This is a genomic window from Moorena sp. SIO2C4 (assembly GCF_010672485.1).
Classification (GTDB): Bacteria; Cyanobacteriota; Cyanobacteriia; order Cyanobacteriales; family Coleofasciculaceae; genus Moorena; species Moorena producens.
Window position 1 is genome coordinate 1 of record NZ_JAAHGN010000019.1, and the last position, 12,564, is coordinate 12,564.

The window sequence follows — 12,564 nt, forward strand, 5'->3', positions numbered from 1 at the left end:
TGCCGCTTGTCCAAAATTACCGGTCTGGGTGACTGCCAGAAATGCCTGCAACTGCTCAATCCGCATGATTTGTCTAAGGTGTATGAGGTTTCATCATAATTCATTGAACATAGTAGATTTTTTGAGGAACTTCGGTAGAATTTGATACATTGAGGCTCTGCCATTTAACTAAACCCATCAGCTCAACCAATGTAATCAGTAAAGCAATTTCAAACGGGAACGTCACGGGTCTTGGGAGAACAGGGAACTTCGGATCCGTGGAAAATCGAGGATGTTAAGAAATTATAAATAAATAGATAAATAAATTTTATAGTTTATAGCGGTTCTCAGTGGGATCAGGTACAACCAAATTTTTAAACCTTATTTATACCACAATTACACTATTAAGTCAATATTTACGTAATATAACTTTTACTTATTTACATTATTTAATAACCTGAGGGGAAATTACTCTCAAAACCCTTTACAAAACTTTAGATATTGCTTAATATAAATACATGAAGGCGCAAACAAGCCGGACGAACCTCGATAACTTCATATTCATACCCGCAATCATTAGAACATGACTACTGTATTACAACAGAGCAACACCTCTGTGTGGTCTCAGTTCTGCAATTGGGTCACCTCCACCAACAACCGCCTCTATGTAGGCTGGTTTGGTGTCTTAATGATTCCAACTTTGCTAGCTGCTACCACCTGCTTCATCATTGCTTTCATCGCTGCTCCTCCTGTGGACATCGATGGTATCCGCGAGCCCGTTGCTGGTTCCTTGATGTACGGAAACAACATCATCTCTGGTGCTGTTGTTCCTTCTTCTAACGCCATTGGCCTACACTTCTACCCGATCTGGGAAGCTGCTTCTTTAGATGAGTGGCTTTACAACGGTGGTCCTTACCAGCTGGTAGTGTTCCACTTCCTAATTGGTGTATTCGCCTACATGGGTCGTGAGTGGGAACTAAGCTACCGCTTAGGTATGCGTCCTTGGATCTGCGTCGCTTACAGCGCACCCGTTGCAGCTGCTAGCGCCGTATTCTTGATCTACCCAATTGGACAAGGTTCTTTCTCCGATGGAATGCCTCTAGGTATCAGCGGAACCTTCAACTTCATGTTCGTGTTCCAAGCTGAGCACAACATCCTAATGCACCCGTTCCACATGCTAGGTGTAGCTGGTGTATTCGGTGGTTCTTTGTTCTCTGCAATGCACGGTTCTTTGGTAACCTCCTCCTTAGTACGTGAGACCACCGAAACTGAGTCTCAGAACTATGGTTACAAGTTCGGTCAAGAGGAAGAAACTTACAACATCGTGGCAGCTCACGGCTACTTCGGTCGTTTAATCTTCCAATACGCTTCCTTCAACAACAGCCGTTCCTTGCACTTCTTCTTGGGTGCATGGCCTGTAATCGGCATCTGGTTTACTGCACTGGGCATCAGCACCATGGCATTTAACCTCAACGGTTTCAACTTCAACCAGAGCATCATTGACTCACAAGGTCACGTGATCAACACCTGGGCTGACGTACTCAACCGTGCCAACCTAGGTTTCGAAGTAATGCACGAGCGTAACGCTCACAACTTCCCTCTAGACCTAGCTGCTGGTGAAGCTACTCCCGTAGCTTTGACTGCTCCAGTCATCAACGGTTAATCTCAACTTGGCTTAATCTACTTGATTAAAAAAAAGCGCTCTCCAGATGGGGAGCGCTTTTTTGTTTGATAGTAAGCATTCAGCTATCAGCTATCAGCTATCAGCTATCAGCTTAATTAGTAATGGGTAAACCCAAGCCAAATTGCTAGGCTCACCCACTACTAAATCAATTCATTTTTGAGTTTTGGTTGAGCACAGCTAGCCACTATTTGGTAGGGATGCTCACCAGACAGAATTCAATAAATTCTATCTATGGCTCGTATACGAGATTGCCATCATCGTTGGCAATGTGCTCATCTAGATCAATGTCGGCCTGATTCAAGCTTCCATCAATTTTCTCGCACTTAGCATTCATGATACTTTCACCGGAGAGGTAAGTCTCCTTGCAAGTCTCAATGAAGTTGTCAGGCTGCCAGACAAGATTACCATCAAGATTTTCAATGTAATAGTTCAGGTCAATACAAGTGTAGTTGAACTGATGATCCCTCGTGTAACAATGAGCGCATAACTCAGAAGCACTAACATGGGGAACAGAGCAACTTTGGCTAAAGTCACCTGCAAAAGCATTATTTGCAAATACACCAAAAGAGATTGCCACGGTAAACAGAAAACAAGCAATTGTTTTCAAGAGACCTTTCATGATCATTAACTCCAAAAATGGATAACTAACTAGCATCTGGAACCCATAACAGCCTGTTAAAAAAACTGCTATCGGGTGTAATGTAACCCTTATTTAGGCTTACAAATTAAATCTACCTACACATTTTTAGCTAGTCAACACTTTTCTACCGAGAGAGAAAAGTGCTTATAATCCTGCAAATTTGTATCAAAATTTACTAATTGACAAACAAATCAAAACATGTATTGGTCAGTGGCGATCGCATTGACGCTTTGGCCTCTCCCTTTGCCTAGCCTAGGGTTCAACAGGCAATCCCAAAGGGGCGAAAGGTACGAATTTGTATTATATTTTACAAATTGACAAATTTATCAAAAAATGTATTAGTAAGTGGCGATAGCATGGACGCTTTGGGGTCCCGCTTCGCCATTAGCCCGAAGAGCTAGCACCTTCAAGGGATCGCTACCGATAGTGAGGCGATGGAGGTTTCGGGGTCCCGCTTCCTGTAAGCAAAGGGATGACAGTGGTGAGGGGGCTTGCTCGGTCGTAAAGTTTCCAGTCAAATTTCCCTAACAGCTTTGATCCCGACGCTCACCAACCATGGGTAGAGCGCGGGACGTCAAGCCTAAAAATTAAAAGGTGAAGGTGGTTCTGAGAGTACCAATGACCACATCATCGTTGTCAGAACTTTGGTTAGGATTGAGAAGCCAAATCACACCAGGGGTGACGGAGATGTTGTTGTTGACTTTGTACTTATAGAACGCTGAAACCTGGTAGGCAAAATCATTGTCAAAGTTACTGTTGCCATTATCCAAATCCAGTCCTCTGAGGGTTGGTGCCGCACCACCAAAAATTCCGGCCAGATTACCTTTTTTGCCCAAATCGGGGAAAGCGATACCAGCAGCAAAGTTCCAAATTTCAGCATCACCCAAGCCAATCAACTCAGCATCGGTGTAGCCTGCCCAGCCATTGAGTACGATGTTGGGGGTAAGTCTCAAAGAGGTTTCAACACCGAAAGAGTTGCTTTCCACTCTTGCGGTATCAAAGTCAACTGTGCCTAAACTGGTAGCATTCCCCAAAGCTGTTGGATTGAGATTAGCCAGGGCTGTGCCAGTACCCCCTAGGATTAAACGGGGTCGTCCAGCACCATTATTTTCGTAACCCCGAATGTAGGTGAATCCAACTTTGAAATCACTACCATAAACCAACTGAGCGATCGCAGAAAAGTTGCCATTGAATAGACCCTGGCCTTCTTGAGGATTGCTAGCGGTGTTGGAGATGTAACCTAAATCAATCCGAACATCCTTGATGGGCTTGATGGCAAGAGCAGCACCAGCACCGAATGGCCCAATCCGATAGATGGGATTACGTTCAGCAAAACGGGTAATAGCATTGGAACCACCAGCACGACCTTCAAAGAAAGGGTTAACGGTATCGACGTAATAGTGATGCAGTGCTCGGTTAGCCAACAGTTGAACCGTTACTTTATCCCCTAGGGGGAACTTATAGCGCAAGATATCAATAATAACGTCATTACCACTCGGTCCATCGTAGGTAAAGCGACCTTCTTGAGTTCCCGCCAGCTCGCCACCAGCCCCTGTGATCAAGGTTGGGGCATCCCCAGCCTGAAGACGGGTTTGGAGCATGTCCTTACCGGTAAAGCTGGTTAAGAAGTTGAGACGAGTCCGGTTGTGAAAAACAGTCTGAACATCATCAGCATCCCCTCCAAAGGCATCAGCTAGAGCAAAGATCACCTCACCCTTGAGTTTAGTGGTGGTGGAAAACTGATGGTCTTCTAAGAAGGCTACCCGTCCTTCTAGGTTATCTACTCGTGCCCCTAGGGTAGCCAGTTCTGTTTCAAACTCTTGTATTAACCGTTGTAGACTTTCTAAGTCCTCACGGGTGATAAAATCTCCAGTAACGCCCCCCAGTAAACGCTCAATTTGGTTCAAACAGGAATTCAAACCAGCAGCAAATTCGTAGCGAGTCAAAGCTCGGTTACCCCGGAAGGTAGCATTGGGATAACCAGCAATACAGCCGTAGCGTTCTACCAAAGAGCGTAATGCTTCATAAGCCCAATCTCCAGGGGAAATGTCTCTGAGTTGAGACACATTAGTGACTTGTTCCATAGAGTCATCCTCTACAGTCTGTCCACTCAGTTGAGAAACACCAGTCACCGGTCCCATCAAGTCATCCTCTGCAGTTTCCTCGTCACCGTATGACGTCACTGAATCACTAGCAGAATTACTGATAGTGGAATTACTGATAGTGGAATTACTGGTAGTGGAATTACTGGTAGTGGAATTACTGGTAGTGGAATTACTGAGCTTAACCGTATACCCAGTAGAGGCATCAGAGGCATCAGCCACTAATGGCAGATCAGAGGCAAGAACGGACTGAGTTAGGGAAGTGACCTCAGGGAGTGCTTGTAAAGTCAGTGTTTCTACTGTAGTGGTAGGCTTGACAGCGGATTCTTGAGAGATAGTCTCTTCTGGCAAAGCTTCCTCAGTTGCTGCTACTGCTGAGGATGAAATCAATAGGGTTGCCCCAACAAACAAGGTGGGGCATTTTAGCACAGAGAGCCACAAATTTTTTGATCTGTTCACAGGGTTTCCTCACACTCAATCAGGGTTTTGACTCGATCAAGTCAACACGACTACCGTCAAGTCAACACGACTACCGTCTCTTGTCAGGTCTGTCACTAATTCATGACAAATTGATTACAACATGGCACACAGAGATAACAGATCAGGAAATACCAGCTTCAGAATTCTGGTAGTTTTTCTGCTCATCTCCCGATCCCGTAATGCTCCTTTGTCCTGAGTTAGTGTCATTTGAGCCCTTTTTGATCAGTTTTTGATCAAGGGATAGTTAAGAGACGATTAACTTTAACGATTTTAAGAATTACCTTGGATGGAGGTTTTGTTTGTATTTTTTAATACAAAAAATTTAGGCTTGATGGAATTAAAGCATATTAATTATGCAATTATGGTAATAATATTCGATATTAGATCAGGTTTAACCTCTGTAATCCAAATTTTTGATATATGATACATATTTATTTTAATTAACACTGTTATAAGTAACAATAAACAATTATTAAATTCGGGAATCGGGAATCGGGAATCGGGAATCGGGAATCGGGAATCGGGAATCGGGAATCGGGAATCGGGAACAGGGAACAGGGAGGGTGCATCTGAGTTTGGCAATTAGGCAAAAATTCCCACACTCCCCGCGCCCGGGCCCCACACTCCCTTTTTACAAATATGAGATGCACCCAACATCAGCTACGTAGAAAATAACTTAGAATTAGTGTTTGTAGAATTACCGAAGTTTGAGAAGCAGTTGGAGGAGTTAGACCAACTCGATGAGTTGTGGATGTATTTTTTAAAAAATGCGCCTTCCTTAGAGACGGTGCCACTGAAAATGGCGAATAAGCCTAAAATAATACAAGGTAAAACTACTAGTTTTTGACCCAGACAAGGAGGTAGTTGTACAGTGGAACGATTGAACCAGTATCGGCAATGGATTCAGCAGGTGTTAGCTCGACATAAACAGTTTGTACCTTCTTATGGTGAGATTGAACAATTTACAGTGTTTGACCACAACGATGATCATTACTTACGGGGCTCCTAAGGCTGAAAGCCCCGTGTTTTTAAACCGGGGATGAAAGCCAGTAGCGACTAAAGTCGCTAAATAGTGTAAGATAAAATAGTAACGGAGGAGGTCGATATCCGGTGATCATAATTGAGTTCAAAGCCTACGGGAAAGAAAGTCAGTACTCTGCAATAGATGAGGCTATTCGGACAGTTAAGTTTATCCGTAATTGTTGCATTAGATTATGGATGGACAATAAAGGAACCGGGAAATATGACCTCAGTAAGTATTGCAAATTACTGGCCAAGCAATTACCTTTCGCTAATGAACTGAACTCAACAGCGCGACAGGCTGCGTCTGAGCGTGCATGGTCATCGATCGTTCGATTTTACGACAATTGCAAGAAAAAGATACCTGGCAAGAAAGGATTCCCTCGCTTCCAAAAGCATTGCCGTTCAGTAGAGTATAAGCAATCTGGATGGAAACTATCGCCTGACAAGAAAGCTATAACATTCAGGGACAAAAAAAGCATAGGAAAACTGAAGCTCAAGGGGACATGGGACTTGTGGCGATTTGAAACAAGCCGGACGAACCTCGATAACTTCATATTCATACCCGCAATCATAAGAACATGACTACTGTATTACAGCAGAGCAACACCTCTGTGTGGTCTCAGTTCTGCAATTGGGTCACCTCCACCAACAACCGCCTCTATGTAGGTTGGTTTGGTGTATTAATGATCCCAACCCTGCTAGCTGCTACCACCTGCTTCATCATTGCATTCATCGCTGCTCCTCCTGTGGACATCGATGGTATCCGCGAGCCCGTTGCTGGCTCCTTGATGTATGGAAACAACATCATCTCTGGTGCTGTTGTTCCTTCTTCTAACGCCATTGGCTTACACTTCTACCCGATCTGGGAAGCTGCTTCCTTAGATGAGTGGCTTTACAACGGTGGTCCTTACCAGTTGGTAGTGTTCCACTTCCTGATTGGTGTATTTGCCTACATGGGTCGTGAGTGGGAACTGAGCTACCGCTTAGGTATGCGTCCTTGGATCTGCGTCGCTTACAGCGCACCCGTTGCAGCTGCTAGCGCCGTGTTCCTGATCTACCCAATCGGACAAGGTTCTTTCTCCGATGGTATGCCCCTAGGTATCAGCGGAACCTTCAACTTCATGTTCGTGTTCCAAGCTGAGCACAACATCCTGATGCACCCCTTCCACATGCTAGGTGTAGCCGGTGTATTCGGTGGTTCCTTGTTCTCTGCAATGCACGGTTCTTTGGTGACCTCCTCCTTAGTGCGTGAGACCACCGAAACCGAGTCTCAGAACTATGGTTACAAGTTCGGTCAAGAGGAAGAAACTTACAACATCGTTGCAGCTCACGGCTACTTCGGTCGTTTAATCTTCCAATACGCTTCCTTCAACAACAGCCGTTCCTTGCACTTCTTCTTAGGTGCATGGCCTGTAATCGGCATCTGGTTTACTGCACTGGGCATCAGCACCATGGCATTTAACCTGAATGGTTTCAACTTCAACCAGAGCATCATTGACTCACAAGGTCACGTGATCAACACCTGGGCTGATGTACTAAACCGCGCCAACCTAGGTTTCGAGGTAATGCACGAGCGTAACGCTCACAACTTCCCTCTAGACCTAGCTGCGGCTGAAGCTACTCCTGTAGCTTTGACTGCTCCAGTTATCAACGGCTAATAAGATCGTAATCTGATCACCCCTAGGGGAATACAAAAGTATCCCCTAATAGCGCTCTCCAAAAAGGGAGCGCTTTTTTATTTGCTGGGAAAGCACCAATCGATTTTCCAAAAAAAATAAGAGAGCCGTCTTCAAGACTCTCTAGGTCATCAGGGTGCATCTATCTACTGATCTCAATATAACAGATTTAGCGAGGGGTGTCACCCCTCATGAAAAAAATTACCATGGAGCTGACTCTAGGTATAGCGCTACGCGCAAGTCAGAAGTTAGAAGTCAGAAGTCAAAAGTAAGCTATGACTAAGTTTTGGAATTTAGGAATGTCCTAATCTAAATGCGTAGTGCTATATGTTCACGTATCAATTTTCCCAAAAAAATAAGAGAGCCGTCTTCAAGACTCTCTGGATCATCAGGATGCATCTATCTACTGATTCCAATCTAGCATAATTAATGATGGGTAACACCCCTCATTTATAAAATCTGGTAAAAATTCCCTGTTCGCGTAGCGTGGCCTTTTGGCCATCGACAGTATTTTTCAGGTTAACTGGCTGGTTACCAAGCAAAGCTAAGATTAGCAGTTAAAAGATAATTTACGATGGCGATAGTGCTCTAGGTCCGAGAAAAGGCGAAATTAGCAAAACTCAATTCATTTGTGCCATGCCACTTGTAAACTTGATTGCGAAACCCCTTCCACANTCTATAAAATTACGGGGTTATAGCTCAGTTGGTAGAGCACCTCAATGGCATTGAGGGGGTCAGCGGTTCGAATCCGCTTAGCTCCATATTGATTAAATATTGATTAAAGGCTGAAGTCTTTTAGCCTGAGGGGTTGCTGTAGGGTAGCTTGGCTATCAGTCTTCAGTAATAAGGTTAGAATTTTTTGACGGTTGACGGTTGACGGTTGACGGTTGGCGGGAAACTCTTAAAACAAGTTTTGGGAGTGCCGAGGGGGGAAAATCCGTGAGACTTGATGGTGAGATGTTGAGATTAAAACCTCTTTATCGAAGACGAATTCGCCGTAATCGGCGAGGTTATCTAGACCAATCAAATTTAGGATGATCTCAGCCACTAGCCAGGTGCTGACTTTCAGAAATACATTGTTCCACTGATGATTCATTGCTCTGAGGTTTAAACATTTGGTAGGTAGAGGTTTTGTCTGGCTTCTGTTTGTTCAGATGTACCTAAATCTCTACTTCAATTCCAGAGCGACGAATCCGCAAAAAAGTCAAAAATTTTTATTTAATAAAATTTCCGATATTGATTGGTGTTGAGGGTTCACGGTTTAGGGTTGACAGTTGAGATCACTTTAGCTTCCGGCAAAATTCATCCCACACTCACGTTTCACGCTTGTTGTGGGATGAATTTTGCACAGGGTCTTTAACAAAAGACCTAAGGCGCACGTTCCAATGGGCAGGTAAACTGCTCTTGGATCGCGCCTTTTGATGTGTTATAGTATGTATACTAACAAGCAAAGCCGTTCGCGTAGCGTGGCCTACGGCCTTAAATGCTGGTTTGTTGGTAAAAGATTATTCAAAAAAAAGTCAAACAAAAACAGAGCGGCAGGGCAGTCCGTTCTTAAAGCCCAGCGCCTCCTAAGCAATAGCTGGATTGGCTGGGAAGCCTAAACTGATTCAATAGAATCAGTTTAGGAGCTGTCACGTTAATCACTTTGTTTATAAGCGATCGCTTTTGAGGATTTGAACCCAATTTGGGATTATAGCGCTGCATCGCTTTTATGATAGCGATGCAGCTCAGTCTTAGGGAGGCAGTGCGGTCTTGGGGAGGCAGTGCCGCCAAAGGGGGTTCCCCCATGAGCAACTGCCGTTGTTTCCACGGGGCTGGAGAGCGATGCAGCGCGGTCATGGGGGAAAGCTCCATGACCGCGCTGCATCAAGACAGGTGCGGAAGCAAGTTCCGCACACAGACCCATGCGCCATGAGCGACTGCATCAAGACACTGTTTCCGTCAATTCTTCTCAGTTCCCTGTGCCCCATTCCCTGTTCCCGACTTCTGCAAAAAGTCTAGTCAACCTTCACGCTCCTTTAAGGATTTGGATGGGATCCCCTTGGTGCAAGACTTTACCAGCTTCAGAAGCAGGCACGTTTGTATTCACACTTAATTTGTAGAAATGATTGAAACGAGCGCTGGTTGTCCAGGATGGTAGGGTTTCCTTGCGCCTCGCCATGAAAGTCTTTTGGAAATTATCAGTAGCCTCTCCTGTCTGAGAGTCTCGTGCTAAAACAATACAACGTTGACAGGGATTAATTCCTTCTATCAAAGCTTCCCCTACTTGAAACTGAATAGATTGCCCTGATTCGGTAAACAATTGGTCTTCCCAGAAAGCAGGAACTCCTCCAATTTCTAGATTGGCTCGAACCCGACGTCGTATGTCTTCAACAGTTATTTCAGGGAACCAAGAAGCAATGGTTTCAATGGTAGCGCTACTAATAATAGTAGGACCAAGAGCATTGGTATCGTCTGGAAAACCAGTGCTGGTGTTCTGCACTACTTTAACTGGAAAATCGAAGTAATCCTTTAACCAAGCTTCCAGAGCAGTTCGCCCGTGATCAATATGAAAGGTAATGTTTTGGTTTGTGCCCTGAATCTGTAGGGATAGCAATTGGGATTGGATATGGAAGACCGACCGCAGCAAGTGAACTTTGGCATGGCGCTTACCATTGACAAATTTACCTTGCTGATCTAATAGGGCAAATTCCCGGTCATGCTTTAGGGCACCACTTTTGAGGAGAGTTGCGGTTTGGAGTTCAATCCGATCAAGGGATTTAATCGGGTAGATATAGATAGCTTTAAGGTAAGGTAAGCTGTTCAGCATTTAGATTGAGATACCTAAATTCCTCAAAGGGAACAGGGAACAGGGAACAGGGAACAGGTAATAACCAATTTTAATGCACATCAGTTTAGTGTCATTAGTCAGTCTACCACTTTTTTAAAGTAATGCGATAGTTCTAATCTATTAGAAATAAGAGATAAAGAATGATATACCAAGAATAATCAAGACTCCATCAGCTTTATCCTAGTTGTCACTATTTCGATCAAGTAAAGCATTTTTTTATAAACTTGGTAGGTGTCACAGGGCAAATTCATCTTATCAGAGTTAATAAATTAATTAATTTCTAATAATACCGGGCAGATCAAGGAAAGCGATCGCTAATCCGAGCAAGCGATCGCTAATGTTGGTTTTGTTACTTACCTTAAACAAACGTAATAAACTTTCAGTTTTAGTAGAAGAAAGTAGTTAAGCGATCGCTAAGTTATAATAGCAGCTAATTTATGCTATTAAGCCAAATATAGAGGGTTTGCCCCGAGTGGGCGCATCTCATCTTTGTAAAAACATCATTGATCCAGTCTACTTTCTCTAGTATTAATTGAAATAAAGGAGAATTATTCAGGCGATCGCTACCCTATCCTAATTCCCCGCTAAGGTCTACTATGGTAAAGTGTTGCAACGATCCTAAGCTATTACTCTACCTCCCCCAACCCTTCAATAGTCGCCATCAGAATATTCACTAGCGGATGGTCAATCGATTCCTTGAATGCCTCTACTCGTCCAGATTTCAGGGAATTGATTACCTTAACTTTTAGTGTTGGGTTATTCTCAATTTTGTCAACAACTTCACCTACAACTATAATCTTCTCTTTGTTTGTTGTAGTGGGATTAGTCTGGGAGACTTGGTCTAGAAGTTGTTGGATTTCTTCTGCTGCTTCAGCTAGGGTTTGCTTCTGCCCGTTGGCTATTGATATATCAGCAGTTACAGAATTTCCAGCTATGCCTCCTATATTTCCAGCGTTATAAACGCTACCACTAATATTGAAACGGGATGTATTGGTATCTCCAGGCATAATAAAATCTTATCCTTGATGAATGAGACACTTACTTTTTAGAGTAAAGCACACCAATCGTGTTTCTAGACACAAACTGATTTGGTTTTTCGTTTTCGTCTAGGGACACCCATATCGATGCAGTCAGGTTAGCAGCTATGTTGTCTTTATATTGTTGATAATGTTGATCCTTAAGGCTAAAATAAGCAATGTACTTCAAGTCAGGTTTTTGTGTATTCTGTGTCCATCCATAAATCCTCAAATCGTAGTTACCAACTTGTAAATAAAATTATTTTACTCCTAATTCAGGACTCCAATCGAATCGAACTATTTTATTTACTGAAGAACGTGCTTGTACTGGAATCGGTTGAGCTAGATTTTCATCTTTAAAATTTCCGGCACTCTCGATTTTAACGAAAGTAGTCCATGCCATGTCATAAAAATTGTCATTATCTTTTCTGCCAACAACTAAACGAATCCGTTGAATAGTTCCTCCTTGAGGACTCCAATTGTAGAAAGTTATGGGAAGATTGAAGCCTAACCCGACAATCTTTCTATTACCAGTTGAATCAGTAAGGTATGTAGGAAAAAATATAATGTTTCTTCCCAAAGAAATCTTAAGATTAGCTTTTATAAAATTTGATGTATAAGCTACAGCTATAGATACAAGTAAACTAAATAAAGCAATGAGGATGGTAATAGGATCGTCTGACTGCACGTTTGACCCGGTGCTTTTATTTATTTGCGGTGCAGGTGACGATGAAATTACTGAGCTATTAGCTCAGTAATTTCATCGTTGTTATGAGTCCGAAACTGCATAGTTATTAGTGTCTATTACCAATAATAGATAACTAAGGTGGCATGATAACATTATATCCGGGTTTAAGAATTATTATATACTTTGCCTACTAATTGGTAATATGTAATTATTAATTTGTAGTTTAAAATTATGGATTATTTCGTAAGGGATTCACCGGATTGGATATTACTCCAATATAGAACCAGCTGCAGGCTACTATTCAATCAAGACTTGCTTTACCCAAGTTGCATCTGCGGTCGATAAAGGTGGTGGCGGATCTTGACTATAATCAATCGCTAAGTCATAACTCCCTTGGTCGTAAATGCTATGTAATAATTGTTGTAAATTAACCGTAGTTTATA

General features: G+C 43.1%; 12 protein-coding genes, 1 tRNA gene and 2 pseudogenes. 5 read left to right on the forward strand and 10 right to left on the reverse strand.

From position 1 onward, the window contains the following. The first annotated feature begins 562 nt into the window (after positions 1 to 562). Positions 563 to 1,642: a photosystem II q(b) protein gene (gene psbA / locus F6K20_RS02310; RefSeq protein ID WP_287247966.1), complete on the forward strand. Its 1,080-nt coding sequence runs from the start codon at positions 563 to 565 to the stop codon at positions 1,640 to 1,642. 250 nt (positions 1,643 to 1,892) lie between these two features. On the opposite strand, the gene F6K20_RS02315 is transcribed toward psbA (F6K20_RS02310), so the two are convergent. The 3 genes from F6K20_RS02315 to F6K20_RS02325 all read right to left on the reverse strand — a co-directional run bounded on the left by F6K20_RS02315 (position 1,893) and on the right by F6K20_RS02325 (position 5,507). Next, positions 1,893 to 2,282, reverse strand: a complete 390-nt coding sequence (locus tag F6K20_RS02315; protein WP_075873683.1) for a mannose-binding lectin — start codon at positions 2,280 to 2,282, stop codon at positions 1,893 to 1,895. A 608-nt stretch (positions 2,283 to 2,890) separates the two neighbouring features. Beyond that, positions 2,891 to 4,864 carry an iron uptake porin gene (locus tag F6K20_RS02320; RefSeq protein ID WP_229414746.1) on the reverse strand — a complete coding sequence of 658 codons (1,974 nt, stop codon included), beginning with the start codon at positions 4,862 to 4,864 and terminating at the stop codon, positions 2,891 to 2,893. A 493-nt stretch (positions 4,865 to 5,357) separates the two neighbouring features. Next, positions 5,358 to 5,507, reverse strand: a complete 150-nt coding sequence (locus F6K20_RS02325) for a hypothetical protein (RefSeq protein WP_287293551.1) — start codon at positions 5,505 to 5,507, stop codon at positions 5,358 to 5,360. 249 nt (positions 5,508 to 5,756) lie between these two features. Between F6K20_RS02325 and F6K20_RS02330 the strand changes: the two genes are divergently transcribed. The 4 genes and pseudogenes from F6K20_RS02330 (at position 5,757) to F6K20_RS02345 (ending at position 8,345) form a co-directional block, all read left to right on the forward strand. After that, positions 5,757 to 5,894 (forward strand): element excision factor XisI family protein, encoded by a 138-nt coding sequence (locus tag F6K20_RS02330; RefSeq protein WP_008189358.1) that lies wholly within the window; start codon positions 5,757 to 5,759, stop codon positions 5,892 to 5,894. A gap of 101 nt (positions 5,895 to 5,995) precedes the next feature. Further along, positions 5,996 to 6,433: pseudogene (locus F6K20_RS02335) on the forward strand (nuclease/transposase family protein); the annotation flags it as partial. Between the two features lie 53 nt (positions 6,434 to 6,486). Further along, positions 6,487 to 7,566 carry a photosystem II q(b) protein gene (psbA, locus tag F6K20_RS02340; protein ID WP_271968296.1) on the forward strand — a complete coding sequence of 360 codons (1,080 nt, stop codon included), beginning with the start codon at positions 6,487 to 6,489 and terminating at the stop codon, positions 7,564 to 7,566. 706 nt (positions 7,567 to 8,272) lie between these two features. Further along, a tRNA-Ala gene (locus F6K20_RS02345) sits at positions 8,273 to 8,345 on the forward strand. Between the two features lie 140 nt (positions 8,346 to 8,485). Here F6K20_RS02345 and F6K20_RS02350 read toward each other — a convergent pair. The 7 genes and pseudogenes from F6K20_RS02350 to F6K20_RS02380 form a co-directional block, all read right to left on the reverse strand. Next, the gene (locus F6K20_RS02350; protein WP_008183027.1) at positions 8,486 to 8,680 is read right to left on the reverse strand and encodes a hypothetical protein; all 195 of its coding nucleotides are present in this window, start codon (positions 8,678 to 8,680) and stop codon (positions 8,486 to 8,488) included. 458 nt (positions 8,681 to 9,138) lie between these two features. Further along, positions 9,139 to 9,426 (reverse strand): hypothetical protein, encoded by a 288-nt coding sequence (locus F6K20_RS02355; RefSeq protein ID WP_075873702.1) that lies wholly within the window; start codon positions 9,424 to 9,426, stop codon positions 9,139 to 9,141. A gap of 169 nt (positions 9,427 to 9,595) precedes the next feature. Further along, positions 9,596 to 10,396, reverse strand: coding sequence for an MOSC domain-containing protein (locus F6K20_RS02360; RefSeq protein WP_008183023.1), 801 nt, complete (start codon positions 10,394 to 10,396; stop codon positions 9,596 to 9,598). A gap of 647 nt (positions 10,397 to 11,043) precedes the next feature. Continuing rightward, complete coding sequence (locus tag F6K20_RS02365) at positions 11,044 to 11,424, reverse strand: hypothetical protein (protein ID WP_287293553.1); 381 nt, start codon at positions 11,422 to 11,424, stop codon at positions 11,044 to 11,046. 31 nt (positions 11,425 to 11,455) lie between these two features. Continuing rightward, a complete protein-coding gene (locus F6K20_RS02370; protein ID WP_287293556.1) occupies positions 11,456 to 11,665 on the reverse strand; it encodes a hypothetical protein in 210 nt (69 codons plus the stop codon). 27 nt (positions 11,666 to 11,692) lie between these two features. Further along, on the reverse strand, positions 11,693 to 12,121 hold the full coding sequence (locus F6K20_RS02375) for a hypothetical protein (protein WP_287293559.1): 429 nt from the start codon (positions 12,119 to 12,121) through the stop codon (positions 11,693 to 11,695). A gap of 297 nt (positions 12,122 to 12,418) precedes the next feature. Next, positions 12,419 to 12,544, reverse strand: a pseudogene (locus tag F6K20_RS02380) (DUF4058 family protein); the annotation flags it as partial. Positions 12,545 to 12,564 lie beyond the last annotated feature (20 nt).